Source organism: Haloplanus sp. GCM10025708 (assembly GCF_042663985.1).
GTDB lineage: Archaea > Halobacteriota > Halobacteria > Halobacteriales > Haloferacaceae > Salinirarus > Salinirarus marinus.
The window spans coordinates 1-20,424 of sequence record NZ_JBHSZA010000001.1 but is presented as its reverse complement, the minus strand read 5'-3'; the positions used below and the strand labels follow the sequence as shown (position 1 = coordinate 20,424).

21 protein-coding genes and 1 pseudogene are annotated in these 20,424 nt (G+C 66.2%); 4 read left to right on the top strand and 18 right to left on the bottom strand.

All coding sequences use genetic code 11. From position 1 onward, the window contains the following. Positions 1-296 precede the first annotated feature (296 nt). The 6 genes from ACFQJD_RS00110 to ACFQJD_RS00085 form a co-directional block, all read right to left on the bottom strand. Positions 297-3,554 carry a hypothetical protein gene (locus ACFQJD_RS00110; protein WP_379795328.1) on the bottom strand — a complete coding sequence of 1,086 codons (3,258 nt, stop codon included), beginning with the start codon at positions 3,552-3,554 and terminating at the stop codon, positions 297-299. After that, complete coding sequence (locus tag ACFQJD_RS00105; RefSeq protein ID WP_379795326.1) at positions 3,515-5,080, bottom strand: hypothetical protein; 1,566 nt, start codon at positions 5,078-5,080, stop codon at positions 3,515-3,517. The genes ACFQJD_RS00110 and ACFQJD_RS00105 overlap by 40 nt, the downstream gene beginning before the upstream one ends. Positions 5,081-5,416: 336 nt before the next feature. Beyond that, complete coding sequence (locus ACFQJD_RS00100; RefSeq protein ID WP_379795324.1) at positions 5,417-5,608, bottom strand: hypothetical protein; 192 nt, start codon at positions 5,606-5,608, stop codon at positions 5,417-5,419. After that, positions 5,605-5,949: a hypothetical protein gene (locus ACFQJD_RS00095; protein ID WP_379795322.1), complete on the bottom strand. Its 345-nt coding sequence runs from the start codon at positions 5,947-5,949 to the stop codon at positions 5,605-5,607. Before ACFQJD_RS00095 ends, ACFQJD_RS00100 begins: the two co-directional genes overlap by 4 nt. After that, complete coding sequence (locus tag ACFQJD_RS00090; RefSeq protein ID WP_379795320.1) at positions 5,946-6,212, bottom strand: hypothetical protein; 267 nt, start codon at positions 6,210-6,212, stop codon at positions 5,946-5,948. Before ACFQJD_RS00090 ends, ACFQJD_RS00095 begins: the two co-directional genes overlap by 4 nt. Next, entirely contained in the window at positions 6,205-6,429 is a 225-nt protein-coding gene (locus ACFQJD_RS00085; RefSeq protein WP_379795318.1) for a hypothetical protein, read from the bottom strand. Before ACFQJD_RS00085 ends, ACFQJD_RS00090 begins: the two co-directional genes overlap by 8 nt. Positions 6,430-7,034: 605 nt before the next feature. On the opposite strand from ACFQJD_RS00085, the gene ACFQJD_RS00080 reads away from it, so the two are divergent. Beyond that, complete coding sequence (locus ACFQJD_RS00080; RefSeq protein ID WP_379795316.1) at positions 7,035-7,502, top strand: hypothetical protein; 468 nt, start codon at positions 7,035-7,037, stop codon at positions 7,500-7,502. 284 nt (positions 7,503-7,786) lie between these two features. On the opposite strand, the gene ACFQJD_RS00075 is transcribed toward ACFQJD_RS00080, so the two are convergent. The 7 genes from ACFQJD_RS00075 to ACFQJD_RS00045 form a co-directional block, all read right to left on the bottom strand. Next, the gene (locus ACFQJD_RS00075) at positions 7,787-9,244 is read right to left on the bottom strand and encodes a hypothetical protein (RefSeq protein WP_379795314.1); all 1,458 of its coding nucleotides are present in this window, start codon (positions 9,242-9,244) and stop codon (positions 7,787-7,789) included. 328 nt (positions 9,245-9,572) lie between these two features. Continuing rightward, a complete protein-coding gene (locus ACFQJD_RS00070) occupies positions 9,573-9,881 on the bottom strand; it encodes a hypothetical protein (RefSeq protein WP_379795312.1) in 309 nt (102 codons plus the stop codon). Positions 9,882-9,958: 77 nt separating this feature from the next. Continuing rightward, positions 9,959-10,246 (bottom strand): hypothetical protein, encoded by a 288-nt coding sequence (locus tag ACFQJD_RS00065; protein ID WP_379795310.1) that lies wholly within the window; start codon positions 10,244-10,246, stop codon positions 9,959-9,961. Positions 10,247-10,253: 7 nt separating this feature from the next. Continuing rightward, positions 10,254-11,282 carry a hypothetical protein gene (locus ACFQJD_RS00060; RefSeq protein ID WP_379795308.1) on the bottom strand — a complete coding sequence of 343 codons (1,029 nt, stop codon included), beginning with the start codon at positions 11,280-11,282 and terminating at the stop codon, positions 10,254-10,256. An 835-nt stretch (positions 11,283-12,117) separates the two neighbouring features. Then, positions 12,118-12,594 carry a hypothetical protein gene (locus tag ACFQJD_RS00055; protein WP_379795306.1) on the bottom strand — a complete coding sequence of 159 codons (477 nt, stop codon included), beginning with the start codon at positions 12,592-12,594 and terminating at the stop codon, positions 12,118-12,120. Continuing rightward, positions 12,591-12,758, bottom strand: a complete 168-nt coding sequence (locus ACFQJD_RS00050; protein WP_379795304.1) for a hypothetical protein — start codon at positions 12,756-12,758, stop codon at positions 12,591-12,593. The genes ACFQJD_RS00055 and ACFQJD_RS00050 overlap by 4 nt, the downstream gene beginning before the upstream one ends. Continuing rightward, positions 12,755-13,099 carry a hypothetical protein gene (locus tag ACFQJD_RS00045; RefSeq protein WP_379795302.1) on the bottom strand — a complete coding sequence of 115 codons (345 nt, stop codon included), beginning with the start codon at positions 13,097-13,099 and terminating at the stop codon, positions 12,755-12,757. The genes ACFQJD_RS00050 and ACFQJD_RS00045 overlap by 4 nt, the downstream gene beginning before the upstream one ends. A 307-nt stretch (positions 13,100-13,406) precedes the next feature. Between ACFQJD_RS00045 and ACFQJD_RS00040 the strand changes: the two genes are divergently transcribed. Together ACFQJD_RS00040 and ACFQJD_RS00035 are read left to right on the top strand one after the other, a co-directional pair. Beyond that, on the top strand, positions 13,407-13,646 hold the full coding sequence (locus ACFQJD_RS00040) for a helix-turn-helix domain-containing protein (protein WP_379795300.1): 240 nt from the start codon (positions 13,407-13,409) through the stop codon (positions 13,644-13,646). Between the two features lie 454 nt (positions 13,647-14,100). Beyond that, complete coding sequence (locus ACFQJD_RS00035; protein WP_379795298.1) at positions 14,101-14,709, top strand: site-specific integrase; 609 nt, start codon at positions 14,101-14,103, stop codon at positions 14,707-14,709. A 27-nt stretch (positions 14,710-14,736) separates the two neighbouring features. On the opposite strand, the gene ACFQJD_RS00030 is transcribed toward ACFQJD_RS00035, so the two are convergent. Together ACFQJD_RS00030 and ACFQJD_RS00025 are read right to left on the bottom strand one after the other, a co-directional pair. Beyond that, positions 14,737-15,030, bottom strand: a complete 294-nt coding sequence (locus ACFQJD_RS00030; RefSeq protein ID WP_379795296.1) for a type II toxin-antitoxin system RelE family toxin — start codon at positions 15,028-15,030, stop codon at positions 14,737-14,739. Further along, complete coding sequence (locus ACFQJD_RS00025; protein WP_379795294.1) at positions 15,023-15,217, bottom strand: hypothetical protein; 195 nt, start codon at positions 15,215-15,217, stop codon at positions 15,023-15,025. The genes ACFQJD_RS00030 and ACFQJD_RS00025 overlap by 8 nt, the downstream gene beginning before the upstream one ends. A 409-nt stretch (positions 15,218-15,626) precedes the next feature. Between ACFQJD_RS00025 and ACFQJD_RS00020 the strand changes: the two genes are divergently transcribed. Then, complete coding sequence (locus ACFQJD_RS00020) at positions 15,627-16,079, top strand: hypothetical protein (protein WP_379795292.1); 453 nt, start codon at positions 15,627-15,629, stop codon at positions 16,077-16,079. A gap of 48 nt (positions 16,080-16,127) precedes the next feature. Here the strand turns inward: ACFQJD_RS00020 and ACFQJD_RS00015 are convergent, their stop codons facing one another. The 3 genes and pseudogenes from ACFQJD_RS00015 to ACFQJD_RS00005 all read right to left on the bottom strand — a co-directional run. Then, positions 16,128-16,919, bottom strand: coding sequence for a hypothetical protein (locus ACFQJD_RS00015; protein ID WP_379795290.1), 792 nt, complete (start codon positions 16,917-16,919; stop codon positions 16,128-16,130). 162 nt (positions 16,920-17,081) lie between these two features. Then, entirely contained in the window at positions 17,082-19,769 is a 2,688-nt protein-coding gene (locus ACFQJD_RS00010) for a hypothetical protein (protein ID WP_379795288.1), read from the bottom strand. Beyond that, positions 19,730-20,424 (bottom strand): annotated as a pseudogene (locus ACFQJD_RS00005) (hypothetical protein); the annotation flags it as partial. The pseudogene ACFQJD_RS00005 and the gene ACFQJD_RS00010, both read right to left, overlap by 40 nt.

Sequence of the window (20,424 nt, the reverse complement as noted above, 5' to 3'; positions counted from 1 at the left end):
CCCCCGTTTCGCGCGCCCCCACCCGGACATTCCACGTATAGTATTCGTTAGAGGCGGGTCGTCCGGGCTCGGCTGGGGGTGCGGCCTCACTGGGGAGGTCAACCTCCCCAGCGGACGGCGCGTCGCGCGGCGAGTAGACTTTCGCCGTGCCGTCGCCGCCGGCGACGTGTGAGAGGTAGCCGGCGTCGACGAACTCGGCGAGCACACGGCGGACCTGGCGCGTAGTGACGTCGACGGCGTCGGCGACGTCGGCGCGCGTGAACTCCTCGCCGAGACGTCGCCACGCCCGAGCGACCTTACTCGCCGTCTCGCTCCACGTCTCGACGACCTGGCCGCGCCCGACGACCGGGAGGTCGTCGCGAAGCGCGGACGTCCTCGCGACGACTGTCGCCCCGCTCTCGCCGCGTGCGAAGCGGAGGATGGCCTGCATCGTCTGGTCCTCGCGCATATGGCCGAGGTATTCGTTCGCCAGGTCGCTGCCGTAGTCGAGATCGACGCCCCGCCCGCCGCGGCGGGACGTATCGACTTCCTCGCCGGCGAGCGCGGCGAACCGTTCGACCGCGTTGTCGCCGAAGTGCTGGCTTCCAAGCAGGGCAGCGAGACGGTGGCCGCCGAGGTCGTTCGCACCCGTCACGTTGCCATAGTTCTCCCACGCCGAAACGACGCCGTCGAGACGGTCGTCGTCTTCGAGGACGTTCCGCACGCCCTTCGTCGTGATAACGGCGGGCTTCCCGACCGGCGTCGGGTCGTCGCCCCGCTGCCGGGGGCGTGCACGCCGCTGTAATCCTCGCTGAGGGCTTCAATGAGCGCGACGTCGCCGTCGAGGTCCTTCCCCGACGGGTCGCCTTCGTACGGCCGTGGTCGGTCACTCGCCTGCACGACGCGCAGGCCGAGCACGTCCTCCAAGAACTCGGCGCGTTCGCGCGCACTGTCGTGAATATCTGCGAGTTCGACGTGTTCGCCGAGAGCGACGCGCCAGAGTGCGGCGCGGGCCGTTGCGTCGAGGCCGACGAGGGAGCGTCCCCCTCGCCGCCGGACGCTCGCGACGGCGGCGTGTGGAGAATCGCGCCGTGGCCGTTCCGGTCGACGACGGTCGTCGCCCGCTCGCCAGTTTTGACGCTGTCGACGCGAGTGCCGTCGGTCGCTGCCGGGTCGAACGCCCACGACGACGTCGAGAGCGTCGTCGCTCGGGCGGCCTCGCTGGGGGCCGCGAGAGCCGTGAGGAGGTGGTGGGCGTCGGGGTGGGCGTATCCATCGTCCGCCCACACTGCAAGCTCACGACAGCCGTCCTCGCCGCCCTGGAGGGCGGTCGCCGCCGCTTCGAGGATGCTCGCCGCCCCGCCGCGGCCTTCCTCCGCCGCCTCGACCGCCTCCGCGACGAGAGCGCGAAGGTCGCCGTCGACGGGGAGCGCGGCAATCTCGATTTCCTCACTTTCACCTAACGTAAGCGCCGTCGCGAGGCGGCCGGTGACAGCGTCGTCGACCCATCGCAAGAGCCCCGCTGCCGGGTGGTCGGGCGGGACGTCGGTGGCGTCGGTCACGGCTTCGTAGACGTCGCGCAGCTCGCCGCTGCCGTCGACGAGGGCCGACAGTGGGTCGAAGACGTCCAGGTCGTCGAGGCGGTCGTGGCTCACTTCGTCGAGAATCGCGTCGGCGGCCTCCGCCGCGTCGGCGGCCTCGGCGCGGGCTTCGAGGATGCTCACGGCTTCGGCGATGCTGTCGACTTCCTCGGCAGCCTCGCCATCTAACCACGCGCGCACCCACTCGTCGCCCCACAAGTCGGCTTCAATAGCGTCGCGTTGGTCCTCGACGTCTTCGCGGAGGGTACTCGCCAACCACGTTGCGAAGTCGAGGGCTTCCTCACCGAACTCCCGACTAAACGCCTCGCCGGGATACTCGTCGAGGACGACGGTTCGGGGTGAGCGAAGCGTCTGACCGTCGCCCTCTTCGTAGTAGGTGCGAACGCTCTCGACGTGGGCGTGGACGTACGACCCGACGAGGAGATCGGCGGGATTCTCGGGGTCGGCGACGTGGTCCCACCCCTCGGAGTAGGTACAGCGCTCTTCGCCCTCGCAACACGGGAGTTCCGCCCCAAACAGGGCCTTCGCCTTCGTGTGAATCTCACGGGGCGTGTAGCCGAGTTTCCGGGCGACGTGGACGGCGAGCCCCCACGCTTCCCCGTGCTCGCCGTCGGCCGTCGGACAGGTCGCGCGGTCAAGATCGACCGACTCCTCCTCCTCGTCGGGGCCGATATACAGCTCGCCCTCCTCGCAACACACGCCACCGCGAATCGTCCATCGGTCGCGGAGCGTGTCCTTGCCGTTCTGACGGACGTATCCGACGGCCTGCGTGAGCACTTCGCCGTCGATGTGAGCGTCGGAGAACACCGGCAGCACTCGCGCGTCGACGCCCCAGCGGTCGGCCTTGTCGAGGGCCTGCTGTTGGAGTTCCTTCCGCGGTGCGAGGTACGACGTCGGCTGGTCGGCCGCGTTCTTGACGGTCGCCGTCGTCTTCCCCGTCGCCGGGAGCGTCCGCACGACGTTCGGCGTGCCGTCTTCGCGGCTCACCTCACCGACTAACTCCTCCACCTCGGCGCGGGCCTCGTCGAGGCGGTCACGCGAGACGGCCACCGCCTCGGGGTCGTCGACGAGGTCCTCGCTCGGCGGGAGCATCGGCGTCACGGCCCGCTCGCCGTCCTCGGCGGGTTCCCACCGCGGGAGCGGCGCGCCGTAGTGGCGGCGGGCGAGGCGGTAGGCGGTCGTGAATCGCCCGCCGCTTAGACTGTCGCTCGGGTCGTCGATAACCCCGGCGTCGAGGGCGACGAACCGAAGCGCGTCGATAGTTCGCTCGGTATCGGCGTCCCACACGGTCCCGCTGGGGAACACCAACACCGACGCCTCGCTCTCGCTCTCACGCCACGCCGGATTGAGCGCGCGGACGGCCTCGCCCCCCACGTCGTCGCCCTCCTCGGTCACGTTCGACCGAAGCGCGTCGGCGTCGAGGTGGAAGAATCCGACTTCGCCGATAACGGAAAGCACAGCGTCGAACTCGGCGATTGCGTCGCTCGTCGTGTAGTACTGGGGGAGCGGCGCGTCGTAGTCGTCGCGAGCGAGGCGGTACGCCTCGGGGTAGGCGGCGTCGAGTGGTTCGTCACACGTCTCGACAAGCCCCTCGGCGATTGCGACGGCGCGGACGACGTCGACGTTCTTCGCACAGTCGGGGCAGGCGAACGTCTCTCCGGCCGCGAGGAGGTCGTCGGCGTCGACGTCGTCGGGCGTGACGCGTCCGGCCGCCTCCCACGCCCGCCGTGGGTCGACCGTTGCATCCACCTCGCGCGGGTCGTCGTCGTAGCCGCTGTCGTCGCTCTCCGATTGCTCTTCGCGTCCCGGATCGACGCCGTACGCCTCGCGGACGTGAGCGAGGACGTCGCCGTACGTTCCTGGGGGAAGAGCCCGATACGTCCCGGTCGCCGTGCCGTCCTCGACGACGTCTCCGGTTTCGCTATCCCGACGAACTAAGTCGTCCTCGTCGACGAGGCCATCGTCAACTGCCACGCCGAGGAGAGCGCGGTAGGGTACAGGGTCGTCCGCTGGAATATGTCCTTCGTCCTTCGCGTGCATCCACGCCGTGAACAGTTCGCGGTCACTGTCGAGGCTGCCACCTGGATTCGCCGCCGACCGCGAACTGTCGGGTGCGTCGGCCAACAGGAAAGTGAGGGGGTGTATGTCGTCCCGTACTTGTGGTCGGCCGCTTTCGTTTCCGTCCCCTCCTCGTAGACGGTGAAATAGTCCTCGCTGTTCCCGTGATGGCCGAGCGGGCTCTTCCCCCGCTCTCCGGCGTCGAGGCCGGTCACGTCGGTAATGTCGAGATCGAACAGCGCCGACCGATTCGAGCGACGGTTGTAGTCGTCACTCCCCTCGGTATCGCTGCCATCTTCCCCGCCCTCGTCGTCGATCTCGGATTCGGAGAACGCAGGATGCTCGTTCGCCGGCTTGGAACTCGCGAGGACGGCTTCGAGGCCGCCCCATCCTTGGAGGTAGTCGTCGAGGTCGACCTTGTCGAGCCCGGGCCGTGGGAGCTCGGCGACGTAGGCGTCGACGTCGTGGTTGGTGAGCCATGCAGCGGTTTGGAGCGCTCCACGAAGTCCCGGCGGATGTTGTTCGACGTGCAGCTCGCCATCCTCGGAGAGCGAGGACGTCGGCCGCTCGGCGTCCTGCACGACGTACACGTCCGCGTCGTATTCCGCGAGAGCCTCTCGAAGCGGAGCGAGGTGTTTCTGCTTGAATCGCGTCGTCACCGGTGAGACGCACCGATAGCCTGCCGCATGGGCCGTAATCGCGTCGGCCACACCTTCGGTTATCAAAATCGGCCCATCGCCTTCGGCGAGCGAACCGAGGCCGTAAATCGGTTCGTCGACGACGGAATGGTCCTTGGTCTTGATGGCCTTGATGTATTTCTGCCCGGCGTCGAGGTGGTCGTCCGGGTGGTCGACCGTCCGCGCAATGGCGTACACCGGACGCCCGTCGACGTCGAAGTACGGAAAGACCACACGGCCGCGGAAGTGGGGGCGAAGCCCGTTCTCGTAGAACAGCCCCGTTCCGAGGATGGCTTCGCGGTCGAATCCCTGCCGCATGAGATGGTCGAGGAGTGCAGTATCCCCGGTCGGTGCCCATCCGAGGCCGGCAGCGTCGATAGTTTCGTCGGACCACCCACGCTCTTCGCGCAGATACTCGCGGGCGGTGCGTCCCTCACCGAGTCCCATCGGGTCGTCGAGGCGGTCGTGGAAGTAATCCATAGCCACCTCGAAAGCGTCGAGAGCCTGTTTTCGCCCGTTAACAGGTGGTTCCTCGGCGGTTTCCACCCCGTGAGGGGTAGGGGTATCGTCGGCAGAACCACCCTCCGCAGCGAGCGAGACGCCGCCGAAGCCCTCGCCGTCCTCTTCGAGGAGGTCCGCGTCGATGGCGTCGTAGACGGCGGCCTGCGCGTCGGCCACCGAGAGATCGAGGGCGTCGGCGAGGCGTTCCGCGACTTCGAGCGCGGGGGTGCCTCGTCGTCGAGGCGGTCGAAGAGTCGCCCCCACGTCTCGGCGTCGACGTCGGGCGTCATTGGCCGCCCCCTTTTCGCCGCGGGTACTCGTCGTCTGTTCGTCCGCCGTCGGTGTCGTGTCTATCGTCCATCGTGGGCGTAGCGACCGCACGCAGCCGCCTGCGGTCGGGGCCCGGGACCAGTCGCCTTAGTGCCCGTTTAAACGGATTAGTTCCCGTTCGAAAACGTTTTAGGCTCCCGGGAGAGAAGAAACACCCACAGGTTCCATGCTGGGGGATGCGGTTCCTTCCCTCGGCTTTCAACTCATTCGTTAGCTGTGCTTGTCCCTCCGTTTCCACAGGACCCGTCTTAAAACCCCCGAACCGATGGGTCATGCGGTTGCCCACCTCCGGTCGCAGGGGTCCTCGGCCATGAACCGAACCAGATCGCTCCAACACGCCGCGCACAGGCCGCCCTCGTACAGCGCCCCCGAACTCTCGGTGTAATCGTAGGCGCGGAGTTGGAACCGCTCTCTCGTCCCGTGAACGATGCTGTCACCGCACCGGGTACAGGCATCGGTCATACAACCACCGTCCTCTCGGCGGGCCGGTAGCCGTCCGCTCTCATTTGCGTAAGCAGCGCGTCGGGGACGTCGTCGAGCGTCGCCTCGGGGTCGACGATACACGTGCTCTCGCCGCCGCGCTGCCGGACGAGGATGGTGCGGACGTGTAGAAGCGTCGCCACCCGGTCGGCCGTCGCGACGCGGAACAGCGCCCGCTTAACGGTGCCAGAAGACGGGTGCCACTGCACCCGGTAGTTCTCACCGTCCGTGGACGGACCACCTTGGGCGGGCGGCGTCGACCAGCTCGCCTCGCCGGCGTCGATCTCGCCGCTGCCGTCGCAGGCGGGACACTCGACGCTCATCGGTTGGCCTCCAGGTTCTCACAGATTCGGTTGAGCGCCGCGACGAGTTGCGTGGCCGTGGAGATGGCGCGGCAGTTGAGGACGTCGACGGTCGCCTCGCTCCGACGGTCGTCGACGTAGTAAATCGGCGTGTTGTCTTTCGTGGGGGCGAGCTGCACCTCGCCGAAGATAATCCGCTCACCTCGCTGATACTGGCCGGCCATGGCCGACGCGGCGATATCGTGGGCTATCTCGCCGTCCTCGACGAGAACACGCTCACGCACCGTCCTCACCCCCGCTAAGCGGGAAGATATCTTGCTCGCGTGCTCGCTTTGCCGCTCGCCGCACCTGCGCGTGGACGTCGTCGTCGGGATGCTCTCGGCCGACCATCCACAAGATCGTCGCGAGGCCTTCGAGGCCGCTCGCGTCGTCGGGATGCTCCACGAGCCCGCCGTCGAGGGTCGTTTGCTGCTCGGTTCGTCCGTTCGGGGTGTCGGTCATGCTCATTGGTTGGTGTTGATAGAGCGGTCGCTCACCGACCGCTGAATCCTAACTTCTATCACGCCGCACGGCGAAGGAAGGAGCGGACATCCAGTCCCACCCCTTCTTCGAGATGTAGCACCGAAGAGCGGTGCGTGTATCTCTTTGCTCTTACCTCCTCACTACCGTTTTTAGGCACTTAACTATGGGATAGATGCCCACACCGATGTACCACAACCACACAATTGGCCGCCTGAGCCCAAGAATTGTGTACTATTGGTGATAACCGAACACGCCCGGTTTCGAGCGAGAGCGCCGTTGTAACCTTGGATGTACGACAGAGGTACGCAGGAACGCAACGCTATTACTCTACTACTCGCCCACATCCGTACCTTGCGCGTACATCGCCGCCCCGCCATGCGATTAGGTGGAATGGACGGTGTTGTCCGCCGCTGTCGCATAATCGCAAGACGGCGGCGATATCGCCCGCTGTCAACAACAACAGCCATACTGTCTTGTACGTACCTATAGAGGAGCCCCTCCCGAGTTGACGTCGCCGACCGCCGAGGGAATGCGCCGTCTCATTCCGGGCCTTCACACGTCCTCCGGGCGTACATCCGTGTGCAATGGCGGACACAACCCGACCAACGGTGGAGGTAGAGCTCATCGACCGCGTCGACGAGGCCATCCGCGAGCGGACCGGCGTCCCGGCGGACGAACTCGGCTTTCAGTCGAAGGTCGAGGCGCTCCTCGCGGTCTACGAGGAGGACGTCACGGCGGCAGGCGGCGCGACGGACGGTGAGCCGACGGTCCACCCGGAGGTAGCCCAGCGCCTCCGCGAGGTGGAGGCAGCTGTCGTCGAGATCGTCGAGGCGCTCCAGGCCGGCGCGGAGGACGACCACGCGACGCAACAGCCATCGGCGGCCGAGCAAAACCAGGCGGAGGCCCCGGGTGACCCGGACCCGAGTGAGCTACTGAGCGGCGGCGAACCGCCAGAGGAGCTTCGCGAGGGTGAGAGCGCCGACAGCCTGCACGTCCGCCCCGACGGGTCGGTAGGCAACAAACCAACACGAAACAACCTGAATCGCCGGTAATCCCCGGAGGGCGGCGCTCTTCTTTACGATGTACGTCGCACGAACGCGGGGAACGCGGTCAGTAGTCGGTGGTATGCCGGTGCTCTCGTACGTTGCGCGTACATCGGCCCGCTGTAATGCGATTAGCCGGTGAACAGGCGGCTATCAGTAGCGTGTGCCTAATCGCCATACGGGAGCGGGATACCGCAGTGATAGTAATCTGCAGAAGGGGCCATACCTATCTACATACGCGTATACCATCTGGAGAGGGGCTGACAGGGAGCGGCGGGGGCGTTCGGGGCGGGTTATCGTGTCCACCGCCGTCCTCGGCGAAGAAACTCCTCGCGAACGATGCTTCCGTTGGGGCGAGGAAGATCGGGAAAAGAAAGAGAGAGACACCCACAGGTAATCCAACCTAAGGTAACTAACGCGCCCTTGGCGTCAGAACCCGAGGTCGTCGAACGGGTCGGTGCTCCCCTCGAACGGATCGCCGAAGCCGCCGAACGAATCGTCACTGCTCTCCTCGAGCTCGTCGAACGATTGCACGACGCCCGTGTCGAACGTCTCCCCCGAGGTGAGCCATCCGGGAGGCCGCCGCGACGATCTTCGTCGCGGTCGTCGTCGGGGAACGTCGTTTCCATTTCCAGGGGCGGGGCGGTCTCGGTTTCGGTCTCCAGTTCCGTTTCGGTCTCCAGTTCCGTTTCGGTCTCCAGTTCCGTTTCGGTCTCCAGTTCCGTTTCGGTCTCCAGTTCCGTTTCGGTCTCCAGTTCCGTTTCGGTCTCCAGTTCCGTCTCAAATCCGAGCGCTTGCTCTTGCTCTTGCTCGAGGCCGACGGCCGTCTCGGTCTCGAAGCCGAGGCCGCTGCCGACGCCCTCCCAGAATCTCTCGCCGACGCCCTCGCCGAACGTGTCGTCCCCGACGCGTCCGGCGTCGTCGGTGCCAACACTCGGCCCACCGAACTCGTCGACGGATGGGCCGTCAAATTCTACATCGGCCCCCTGCGGGGAGGTGGAGAGACCGAGCCCGGCACCGACAGCGTAGGGCCCGAGCCCCATACCCTCGTCCTCGTTGATCTCCCGGCGGCGGCGCTCGGTCTCGGCTTCCATCTTCGTCGACGACTCGGTCTCTTGGCGCATGACGGTCAACACGTTCTGGCCGTCGTCGCGAGCGGTTTCGATGTCCGGCCGCTCGTTCACCTCGAAGAAGCCGGGGAGGTCGCCGAGGTCGCCATCGGCGAACGGGCCAGATTCCGCCTCGAAGTCGGGGATCGCTCCCTCATCCAGATATGCGGTGCTTCGGCGGGGTCGGATCGGCCCCACGTAAACAGTGGTGTCACGAGCGGCTTGGACCCGTTCGGGTGCGGATTCGAGCGCGTTCTGAATGCGGTCGCCGGTGTCCCGAACGCTCTTGCGACTCTCATCCCACAACGAGAGAAGGCGACTTTCAGTGTCGGCCGCTCGCAACCGGGTTTTTACTTCGGCGCGTCCGGCCGCCCGTCCCGTGGAATAAGCGAGTGAGTCGAGGTCGTCCTGATTGGGAAGGTCGAAGTTTCGGGCTCGGTCACGGGCGAACAGTGCTCCCTCACGCACGTCGTTGTACGACGAAAGGAGTTCGCCCCCAGCTCTTGCGGCCCGCAATCGGGCTCTGACTTCGACACGGCCGGTCGCCCGGCCGGTGCTGTGTGCGAGTGAGTCGAAGTCGCCCTGGTCGGGGAGATCGAAGTTCTGGATTCGGTCACGGGCGAACAGTGCTCCCTCACGCACGTCGTTGTACGACGAGAGAAGGCGACTTTCAGTGTCAGCCGCTCGCAACCGGGCTTTTACTTCGGCACGCCCGGACGCCCGGCCGGTGCTGTAAGCGAGTGAGTTGAGGTCCCCCTGCGTGGGGGGGACAGCGACGGAGTCGACAACCCGGGTGTGGTGATGTCATTAGGTATGGATTTGAGCTCACCTCCCACGTCGCGGGCTTGGTTGGCGAGTTTGATGCCGGCCAGCATCCCGGCGGTTCTCCCCCGACGGGCTTTGTGCTTCGCCCGACTGGTTTTCCGATGGGCTGTGTCGAGCAGCTCACCCCGTGAGGTAGGGGCTTGGCTCACCGTCTCTTCCAGGGCCGCTTTCTGCCCCCGAACCTCAAGCTCGGCGCGTTGTCTAACGGTGCGAGCAGTCCCTTTAACCGCCTCTCCTCGCTCAACCCCCTTTCGATCGTGTCGGCGATGTCGGGAACAGAGTTGCTGGGGATGCTCGTGAGTTGCTGTTTGAGCATCGGGTCGACTTCGAGGATCGGTGCGTCGGCGTCGCGGCGGACGCTCACCCGCGGCGCGCGGTCGGTCACGCTTCGCACACGATTCGTGACGCTCTCCGACGCCGTCGACGTCTCTGCCGTGGCCGTCTCGGCGGGCATCTCAACCTGTGCGGTCGAGACGCCGGGGGTGAGAGTCGCCGCGCGACTCCCGAGCGCGCCGCGGCGAATGCCGGCTTTCACGAGTTCCTCCCCGGTTGAAGGGAGTAGCGGGCCGCTGCTCCGAGCTTCGTCCCTTGCGTCGCTCGGAATACCCCACCGGAAGCGGCCGCGCTCCCGAGCAACATCCCGGCGGTCTTCGCCGGGTTTTGACGCGCCTGCTCGACCGCCCGAACCGCGCGATTCGCCACCGCCTCGGGGGCCTTTTCCGCAGTCTCTAACGGGTTGTGGGCGGTGTACCCGAGCGTTTCGGGGATCTCGGTCGCCAGTTGCGGCACTTGCGCAACAAGCCCTGCGGGCCCGATCACGACGCCTTCACCCACGTTCCGAATTTCGCGGTCGTAGGCTGCGGCGAGATTGTCGTAGCCGGCTGCCTCGAGGACGGCCGCCCCGCCGCTCTCCCCGCGACGTCGCGGCTAAACACTTTTTGACCGAAGTTCTGTGCTCCGGTTTGCACCTGCTCCGAGAACGCATCAGCCGCCCCTTCGACTTCGTCGCCGTCGCCCCCAAGCCGAACGACCAGTCTAAATCGCCGAACTGTTCGCGACGGTCGATCTGGACGTCGCCCGTTGCTGACGCCGTAATCTCGAACGCGCTGGGGTCGAGGCCCTGGTTTCGCAGACTCTCTTTGGCCGAGCGTCGGGCCTGTGCTCTCGCGAGCGTCCGGTCGATGCCGCCGAGCGTCGTCGACGTCGTCTGTGGTTGGAGGAGCAGGTCTCCTAACTGACCTCCGGAGGCTATGTCTCCTTGACCGTCCTGCTGTCGTTGGGCTCTCATTCGCCGCCGGTAGGCTTGTGCCGCCGCCCGGTCGCGCGCGCTCTCTCTCTCGAAGTCCTCGTCGAGCGACCCGACGACCTGGCCGTCTTCGATCCGCGTCTCGACATCTGAGGGATCCGCTCCCTCCACTTGCGACGCGACACGCTGCTTGAGGTCGGCACGCGACGCCGACAGCTCCTGCGCGAGCTGTTGCTCGAATCGCCGGTCCTGGATTGCCGGCGCGACTTGGGCTCCATCAGGGCCGGCGACGACGCCTGGGACCTCGGTTGGGTCCTCGACGGTCGACGGATCGGGGGCGGATGTCCGACCCTGTGCGGGGCCGTCCTCGGCCACCTCTTGGATAGTCTGCCGACGCATCGTCTGCCGAGCACTCGCCGAGAACGTGACACCGAGCGTGCCGTCGCGGCGAACGATGTTGTACTGGTTTGTGTCTGTGAGCGACACTCCCGGGGCGTTTCGGTCGATGCGACCCTGGAGCTGTTGGACCGCATCTGGGAGTGCTCCTTCCTTGCCACTCATCGCGCCGTACTCCTCTTCGAGGCCGCCCGTCAGCTGGTTTTGCGACACAGCAGACCCGCTGTCGCCTCCCGCCCCGCTACCACTACTGCCTCCTGCCTCGGCGCTGCCGGTGTCGCCGTCATCGGGGACGCCACCGGGATCGTACGACTCTGGATCGGTGGGGGGATCGTTGTCGGTGTCGTCGTCGGGGACGCCACCGGGATCGTACGACTCTGGATCGGTGGGGGGATCGTTGTCGGTGTCGTCGTCGGGGACGCCACCGGGATCGTACGACTCTGGATCGGTGGGGGGATCGCTGCCGTCAGAGGACCCGCCGCCACTGTCTGCCCCTTCTCCGAAATCGACATCCGGGTCTTGTGCACTCTCTGGGTCGTGATAGTCCCAATCCCCGCCAGGGTCTGGATCGTCGGGAACGCTGCTCCCTCCTCCTGAGGACGAGTCGTCGGGGACACCACCGGGATCGTACGACTCGGGGTCGGTGGGAGGGTCGTTGTCAGTGTCGCCGTCGTCGGGGACGCCACCGGGATCGTACGACTCGGGGTCAGTGGGGGGGCCATACTGTCATATTCGCGAGTGAAAGGCGTCAAACCACGGAATGAGAGTGCCTCGCCGTCGGCCGCCTCGACGACTTCCCCGGCTGAGTGAGTTACGACCACCGAGCTGGTGCGCGCCTGCCTTGACGCCGGACTCGTTCTCCAGTCGTCCGCGCTTCGACCCTGTCGCGCGTCGACATGGTCCAGTTTCCGGCGGCGGGGGCGATTCCCCCGCAGGCTTCTGAAGCTACCTGCGGAGCGGTGTTTTCGCGGGCTACAGGTGCGTCTTGCGGGCGTCAACCCCGGGGGTAGCGTCGCCGATTCCGCCCTCCTCCTCGGGGAGAGGCACCTCACGCCGGCAAATCGGACACCGGAGGAGTTCGTGGGCCTTCGCGATACTCATCACGATCTCCTCGTGGTCGAACGGACCGCCCGAACAGCGCTGCCGACAGGCGCGGGTCATGGACCCGACACACCCTCGAGTTCGGACTCGAGGTCGAGGAGTCAACGAGCGCGCTCCGGTGGCCCTTCCCAGGGGACATATCCAACTTCTCCATCCACTCCGAGACGACGTGCGACGAACAGCCGAGCATCCCCGCGATCTCTGGTTGCGTGTGTCCGCGCTCGTAGTACAGGGTGTGCAGGCGGTCGGGGTCATGCCACGGGTAGAGCTCCCGGTCCACCTCGACGACGGCCGACAGCACCGCACCGACTGTCTCCTCGTCAACGCCCGCGCGGTCGGCCAGATCCTCGGCGTCGAGTTCGTCGACCGTCTCCGCTGACACTGCCGCGCGGAACAGGTCACGGTCGGGGAGCGGGTCGCTCATTGACCGGCCGCCTCCCGAAACCGCTCGGCGAACGCCGCCGCCTCGGCGACGCTAATCCCGTCGACGTGCGACCAGTCGATTTCTTCCATCCGCTCGGCGAGTTCTTCGAGCTGCATCCGCGCGTGCAGCTCCGGGTCCGGCGGCGCGTCGTCGACGGTGCTCATTGTTCATCCCACGCCTTTTCGGCGGCGGCACAGAGTCGTGCGCCGAGGCGGTGAGCCGTCTCCGGCGTCATGCAGCCGAGGAACGACGCCTTCCCGTAATCCCCCTCGTCGTCGAACTCTAAGGCTACATCAGTCCCGTCCTGATATGGGTAAATCGACACGTCGAACGCGCCGGTTCTCTCTAAATCGCTGACACCGAACTCCAATTGACCGTGCGTGAGGCAGATCGTCGGGGCGGCGGGGAGGTCTTGGAGGACTTTTTCCCCCATGAAGTCGACATTCGCCGCCTCTTCGGATGCAGCGGCGCTGGCGTCGTCGCTGAGTATCGGAAGGCTGGCCACGCCGGCCGCCGCGCCGAGGAACGTGCGTCTACTGGTCGATGCTTTCGCCGTGTCCGCCGGGTCTTTGTCCCCCGACGGCGTATTTTCGTTCGCCATAGCTTCTATGGCACCGGTCGAGCGGCGTGTCCGCGCCGCCGGCCTTTGACGACGCCGTCGTATCTTCTTACATCCCGTTGCACCTCGCAACGAATGTGGACGCCGTCGTCGCCGTCCCGGTGCGTAGTGCCTACTCTTTCACGCAACCACTTGAACGTTACTCCGTAACGGACGGAATAACAACTAATAGTATGGACAAATACTATCACGTATGGGAGTGAGGGTAACGACAATTGTGAACCGGGACTTTGAACCCACTGAGAATGACGAAAAGGTGCTTCGCGTGTTGAAGGAACGGGCGGCGAATCCGCTCCACATTCGCGAGGAAACTGACCTTCCAAAACAGCGCGTGAACGACTCCCTCGAACGGCTCACCAGTGCGGGATGGGTCCGAAAGGTCACCCGCGGGCTGTACGAACTCGTCGAGGACCCGCGTGAAGATCATGACTGAAAAACCAGAATTGCTCGTTGAACTACGCGACTTCGTTTGTACACCATGACCCACGAATACACTCCGGCCAGTGCAAAGAACATCAGTTACGGGCCAAGTTCACGCGAGAATGCTGCCTACGTTCTCCGGATCGGAACGGAAGACGGCACTGTCGAAATCCACCTGGACGAAGAGGAGATGTACGAACTCTGGACCGAGGTTCAACACACCCCGTGGCCGGACACGCTCGAAGAGCAAGAGGAGGCGGGTGAGCTTCGGCGGCAGCTCGTCGATCTCGCTATGGGGGGACGCGGAGATGCTTCGCGACGCGCTGAACGCCCTCGACCCGCACTGGCAGGAACGATGACGACTTGTGAAACAAGTCGGAAGCGAACACCCGCTAATCGGGGTGTTTACCACCGTGAACACCACCCCGACGCCGGAGTAAAGTGCAGGTTTCTCCTAAGAACGTAACATGAGACTCGAAGCAACCGCTGGCGACAACGACCAACACAAGGTCTGGATGACCGACCCGGAGTTAGAGGACCTGGAGCGCGTCGCCGCCAGTACCCGCGACTACCTGATTATCCGCCTCGGCGGCCGGGTCGGCCTGCGCGCCTTCGAGATACCGCAGGTGCGGCCGAAGGACGTCAAACGCACCGACGACGGCGAGCACTATCGCCTGCGCGTCGAGGAGGGGAAGGACACCACCGGGAACGGCGGAAAGCCTCGCGACGCCTATCTCCCCGCCGACGTCGAAGGCGATCTGCACCGCTACCAGAACGAGGAGAACATCGGCCGGGGCGAGTCGTTCGTCGAGTTGAGCGAGCGGGGTATCCGTGCCGTCGTGAAACGCACCGCCGAGCGCGCGGCCGACGAGACGGGGGACGACGATTTCCGGCACGTATCCTCTCACGATCTCCGGCGACGGTTCGCCCAGCGCCTTCTCGTCGACGAACGGGTGAATCCGCGCGTCGTCATGCAGGTCGGTGGGTGGGATTCGTTCGCCGCGATTGAACCGTACCTGAACGCCCCGACGCCCGACGTGGTGAACGAGGCCTTCGAGGAGGCGGGACTGGCGTGATCGGCCGCCCCACGAATGAACGGTATCCTACCAGCCGTAGCGCTTGTGCGCGTCGTCAATGTCGGTGATTTCGAGGACGCGAACGTCTTTCTCGTCTTCTAACACCGTGTAGAACGCCGTGTAGGTCCGCGAGATATGCAGCCGGTAGCGGTCGCGATGGCCGTCGACGGGAAGCTTCTCCTTGTCCCCGCGTCCCCGACCAGGGTACGGGTTCTCCGCGAGATAGCCTAATTTCTCCTTGCAGATTCGCTCGGTTTTCTCGTCAGCGACGTCGAGAAACTCGCGCGGTTGGTCGCCGAGGAGGACGTCGTACTCAGACATCCTCAAGCGGCGTCAACTCATCACGGTCGGCTTCCTCGAGCTCGCGAAATCGCTCTTCCATCTCCTCCCGCCGGCGCTGCTGGGCGAGTTCGGTGAGTAGTTCGTCGTAGGTTTGCCCCGGGTCTTTCAGTTCGTGGAGTACCTTTCGCGTCTCCTCGGTCACGGGAATGCGTTTGTCGGCGGACATTGGTCTGTTAGAACGTATAGGGCTGATAGCCTTAACAATTGTGTCAATGTTGGCGAGAGAATTGGTGGTTCGCGCCAACCAATTGGCCGTATTCTCCGTATTCTCGTATTGTATTCTTGAGAATACGCTTAATACGCTTGAGAGAATACGGAGAATACATGGAAGTGACCACCGTCCGCTTAGACGAGGACCTACTCGCCTCACTCAGCGACGAAGCCGAATCGCTCGGGTTCGATAACCGAACAGAATACATCCGGTGGATATTGCAAAACCGGGGCGTAATACATGAGAATACAGAGAATACGGAAGGAGGGGGAGCGAAGTTCGGGCCGTCGGGGATCGCCTCGACGAACTCGAAGAACGACTCGCTCACCTCGAGGCCGCGAACATCGAACGCACCCGCGAAGAGATGGACGTCTCTGTCGTGGCGGACAGCGGGGCGTCAGAGGCCGCCCACGCGCCGCGAGAGCGACCGGGTGGGAAAGCCGATGCAAACCCCTCGGCCGAGGACGCCGAGAGCGAGGCGGGCGTCCACGACGAGGCGCGGAGGGTTGTCGAGGCGGTGGCCGCCGACGAAGGATGGACCGACGACGGCCGTCGCGAGGCCCGCGTCGAGGCCGCCGTCGCCGCGCTCGAAGCCGCCCACAGTCGCGGGAGCCTCGGGAAGAGCGAGGCCCTCGACGAGCTGGGGCTTCCCGAGGAGTACCCCGTCCGCGGACAGGATGGCGAAACGTGGTGGCGCAAAAACGTCCGGCCCGTCCTGCAGGCGGTCGGCGACTACGACTCCGGCGTCCACGGCTATCGCGTCGATCTCGACGCCGGCGACGGCAGCGACGTGTACGACCCGACAGCAGAGTTCTAACCGGCGCTGTCGCTTGTGCCGTCGGGCGAACACCACCGCCTGCGGCGGCTACGAGGGCGGATCGGCGTCCGCGAGAGCCGCGTCGGGGGCGGGTGGCGCGCCGCGCGGACGTTGCGGCACCGCCGAGGCGTCTCTCACCCCCGTTTCGCGCGCCCCCACCCGGACATTCCACGTATAGTATTCGTTAGAGGCGGGTCGTCCGGGCTCGGCTGGGGGTGCGGCCTCACTGGGGAGGTCAACCTCCCCAGCGGACGGCGCGTCGCGCGGCGAGTAGACTTTCGCCGTGCCGTCGCCGCCGGCGACGTGTGAGAGGTAGCCGGCGTCGACGAACTCGGCGAGCACACGGCGGACCTGGCGCGTAGTGACGTCGACGGCGTCGGCGACGTCGGCGCGCGTGAACTCCTCGCCGAGACGTCGCCACGCCCGAGCGACCTTACTCGCCGTCTCGCTCCACGTCTCGACGACCTGGCCGCGCCCGACGACCGGGAGGTCGTCGCGAAGCGCGGACGTCCTCGCGACGACTGTCGCCCCGCTCTCGCCGCGTGCGAAGCGGAGGATGGCCTGCATCGTCTGGTCCTCGCGCATATGGCCGAGGTATTCGTTCGCCAGGTCGCTGCCGTAGTCGAGATCGACGCCCCGCCCGCCGCGGCGGGACGTATCGACTTCCTCGCCGGCGAGCGCGGCGAACCGTTCGACCGCGTTGTCGCCGAAGTGCTGGCTTCCAAGCAGGGCAGCGAGACGGTGGCCGCCGAGGTCGTTCGCACCCGTCACGTTGCCATAGTTCTCCCACGCCGAAACGACGCCGTCGAGACGGTCGTCGTCTTCGAGGACGTTCCGCACGCCCTTCGTCGTGATAACGGCGGGCTTCCCGACCGGCGTCGGGTCGTCGCCCCGCTGCCGGGGGCGTGCACGCCGCTGTAATCCTCGCTGAGGGCTTCAATGAGCGCGACGTCGCCGTCGAGGTCCTTCCCCGACGGGTCGCCTTCGTACGGCCGTGGTCGGTCACTCGCCTGCACGACGCGCAGGCCGAGCACGTCCTCCAAGAACTCGGCGCGTTCGCGCGCACTGTCGTGAATATCTGCGAGTTCGACGTGTTCGCCGAGAGCGACGCGCCAGAGTGCGGCGCGGGCCGTTGCGTCGAGGCCGACGAGGGAGCGTCCCCTCGCCGCCGGACGCTCGCGACGGCGGCGTGTGGAGAATCGCGCCGTGGCCGTTCCGGTCGACGACGGTCGTCGCCCGCTCGCCAGTTTTGACGCTGTCGACGCGAGTGCCGTCGGTCGCTGCCGGGTCGAACGCCCACGACGACGTCGAGAGCGTCGTCGCTCGGGCGGCCTCGCTGGGGGCCGCGAGAGCCGTGAGGAGGTGGTGGGCGTCGGGGTGGGCGTATCCATCGTCCGCCCACACTGCAAGCTCACGACAGCCGTCCTCGCCGCCCTGGAGGGCGGTCGCCGCCGCTTCGAGGATGCTCGCCGCCCCGCCGCGGCCTTCCTCCGCCGCCTCGACCGCCTCCGCGACGAGAGCGCGAAGGTCGCCGTCGACGGGGAGCGCGGCAATCTCGATTTCCTCACTTTCACCTAACGTAAGCGCCGTCGCGAGGCGGCCGGTGACAGCGTCGTCGACCCATCGCAAGAGCCCCGCTGCCGGGTGGTCGGGCGGGACGTCGGTGGCGTCGGTCACGGCTTCGTAGACGTCGCGCAGCTCGCCGCTGCCGTCGACGAGGGCCGACAGTGGGTCGAAGACGTCCAGGTCGTCGAGGCGGTCGTGGCTCACTTCGTCGAGAATCGCGTCGGCGGCCTCCGCCGCGTCGGCGGCCTCGGCGCGGGCTTCGAGGATGCTCACGGCTTCGGCGATGCTGTCGACTTCCTCGGCAGCCTCGCCATCTAACCACGCGCGCACCCACTCGTCGCCCCACAAGTCGGCTTCAATAGCGTCGCGTTGGTCCTCGACGTCTTCGCGGAGGGTACTCGCCAACCACGTTGCGAAGTCGAGGGCTTCCTCACCGAACTCCCGACTAAACGCCTCGCCGGGATACTCGTCGAGGACGACGGTTCGGGGTGAGCGAAGCGTCTGACCGTCGCCCTCTTCGTAGTAGGTGCGAACGCTCTCGACGTGGGCGTGGACGTACGACCCGACGAGGAGATCGGCGGGATTCTCGGGGTCGGCGACGTGGTCCCACCCCTCGGAGTAGGTACAGCGCTCTTCGCCCTCGCAACACGGGAGTTCCGCCCCAAACAGGGCCTTCGCCTTCGTGTGAATCTCACGGGGCGTGTAGCCGAGTTTCCGGGCGACGTGGACGGCGAGCCCCCACGCTTCCCCGTGCTCGCCGTCGGCCGTCGGACAGGTCGCGCGGTCAAGATCGACCGACTCCTCCTCCTCGTCGGGGCCGATATACAGCTCGCCCTCCTCGCAACACACGCCACCGCGAATCGTCCATCGGTCGCGGAGCGTGTCCTTGCCGTTCTGACGGACGTATCCGACGGCCTGCGTGAGCACTTCGCCGTCGATGTGAGCGTCGGAGAACACCGGCAGCACTCGCGCGTCGACGCCCCAGCGGTCGGCCTTGTCGAGGGCCTGCTGTTGGAGTTCCTTCCGCGGTGCGAGGTACGACGTCGGCTGGTCGGCCGCGTTCTTGACGGTCGCCGTCGTCTTCCCCGTCGCCGGGAGCGTCCGCACGACGTTCGGCGTGCCGTCTTCGCGGCTCACCTCACCGACTAACTCCTCCACCTCGGCGCGGGCCTCGTCGAGGCGGTCACGCGAGACGGCCACCGCCTCGGGGTCGTCGACGAGGTCCTCGCTCGGCGGGAGCATCGGCGTCACGGCCCGCTCGCCGTCCTCGGCGGGTTCCCACCGCGGGAGCGGCGCGCCGTAGTGGCGGCGGGCGAGGCGGTAGGCGGTCGTGAATCGCCCGCCGCTTAGACTGTCGCTCGGGTCGTCGATAACCCCGGCGTCGAGGGCGACGAACCGAAGCGCGTCGATAGTTCGCTCGGTATCGGCGTCCCACACGGTCCCGCTGGGGAACACCAACACCGACGCCTCGCTCTCGCTCTCACGCCACGCCGGATTGAGCGCGCGGACGGCCTCGCCCCCCACGTCGTCGCCCTCCTCGGTCACGTTCGACCGAAGCGCGTCGGCGTCGAGGTGGAAGAATCCGACTTCGCCGATAACGGAAAGCACAGCGTCGAACTCGGCGATTGCGTCGCTCGTCGTGTAGTACTGGGGGAGCGGCGCGTCGTAGTCGTCGCGAGCGAGGCGGTACGCCTCGGGGTAGGCGGCGTCGAGTGGTTCGTCACACGTCTCGACAAGCCCCTCGGCGATTGCGACGGCGCGGACGACGTCGACGTTCTTCGCACAGTCGGGGCAGGCGAACGTCTCTCCGGCCGCGAGGAGGTCGTCGGCGTCGACGTCGTCGGGCGTGACGCGTCCGGCCGCCTCCCACGCCCGCCGTGGGTCGACCGTTGCATCCACCTCGCGCGGGTCGTCGTCGTAGCCGCTGTCGTCGCTCTCCGATTGCTCTTCGCGTCCCGGATCGACGCCGTACGCCTCGCGGACGTGAGCGAGGACGTCGCCGTACGTTCCTGGGGGAAGAGCCCGATACGTCCCGGTCGCCGTGCCGTCCTCGACGACGTCTCCGGTTTCGCTATCCCGACGAACTAAGTCGTCCTCGTCGACGAGGCCATCGTCAACTGCCACGCCGAGGAGAGCGCGGTAGGGTACAGGGTCGTCCGCTGGAATATGTCCTTCGTCCTTCGCGTGCATCCACGCCGTGAACAGTTCGCGGTCACTGTCGAGGCTGCCACCTGGATTCGCCGCCGACCGCGAACTGTCGGGTGCGTCGGCCAACAGGAAAGTGAGGGGGTGTATGTCGTCCCGTACTTGTGGTCGGCCGCTTTCGTTTCCGTCCCCTCCTCGTAGACGGTGAAATAGTCCTCGCTGTTCCCGTGATGGCCGAGCGGGCTCTTCCCCCGCTCTCCGGCGTCGAGGCCGGTCACGTCGGTAATGTCGAGATCGAACAGCGCCGACCGATTCGAGCGACGGTTGTAGTCGTCACTCCCCTCGGTATCGCTGCCATCTTCCCCGCCCTCGTCGTCGATCTCGGATTCGGAGAACGCAGGATGCTCGTTCGCCGGCTTGGAACTCGCGAGGACGGCTTCGAGGCCGCCCCATCCTTGGAGGTAGTCGTCGAGGTCGACCTTGTCGAGCCCGGGCCGTGGGAGCTCGGCGACGTAGGCGTCGACGTCGTGGTTGGTGAGCCATGCAGCGGTTTGGAGCGCTCCACGAAGTCCCGGCGGATGTTGTTCGACGTGCAGCTCGCCATCCTCGGAGAGCGAGGACGTCGGCCGCTGAG

What these genes read in the sequence shown, in the direction of transcription:
- ACFQJD_RS00100 (WP_379795324.1), bottom strand. Translation starts at nt 5,608, where the DNA reads ATGACCGATGCCTGTACCCGGTGCGGTGACAGCATCGTTCACGGGACG.
- ACFQJD_RS00050 (WP_379795304.1), bottom strand. Translation starts at nt 12,758, where the DNA reads ATGAGCACCGTCGACGACGCGCCGCCGGACCCGGAGCTGCACGCGCGG.
- ACFQJD_RS00080 (WP_379795316.1), top strand. Translation starts at nt 7,035, where the DNA reads ATGGCGGACACAACCCGACCAACGGTGGAGGTAGAGCTCATCGACCGC.
- ACFQJD_RS00025 (WP_379795294.1), bottom strand. Translation starts at nt 15,217, where the DNA reads ATGTCCGCCGACAAACGCATTCCCGTGACCGAGGAGACGCGAAAGGTA.
- ACFQJD_RS00035 (WP_379795298.1), top strand. Translation starts at nt 14,101, where the DNA reads ATGAGACTCGAAGCAACCGCTGGCGACAACGACCAACACAAGGTCTGG.
- ACFQJD_RS00040 (WP_379795300.1), top strand. Translation starts at nt 13,407, where the DNA reads ATGGGAGTGAGGGTAACGACAATTGTGAACCGGGACTTTGAACCCACT.
- ACFQJD_RS00020 (WP_379795292.1), top strand. Translation starts at nt 15,627, where the DNA reads ATGGACGTCTCTGTCGTGGCGGACAGCGGGGCGTCAGAGGCCGCCCAC.
- ACFQJD_RS00070 (WP_379795312.1), bottom strand. Translation starts at nt 9,881, where the DNA reads ATGCCCGCCGAGACGGCCACGGCAGAGACGTCGACGGCGTCGGAGAGC.
- ACFQJD_RS00055 (WP_379795306.1), bottom strand. Translation starts at nt 12,594, where the DNA reads ATGAGCGACCCGCTCCCCGACCGTGACCTGTTCCGCGCGGCAGTGTCA.
- ACFQJD_RS00095 (WP_379795322.1), bottom strand. Translation starts at nt 5,949, where the DNA reads ATGAGCGTCGAGTGTCCCGCCTGCGACGGCAGCGGCGAGATCGACGCC.
- ACFQJD_RS00085 (WP_379795318.1), bottom strand. Translation starts at nt 6,429, where the DNA reads ATGACCGACACCCCGAACGGACGAACCGAGCAGCAAACGACCCTCGAC.
- ACFQJD_RS00030 (WP_379795296.1), bottom strand. Translation starts at nt 15,030, where the DNA reads ATGTCTGAGTACGACGTCCTCCTCGGCGACCAACCGCGCGAGTTTCTC.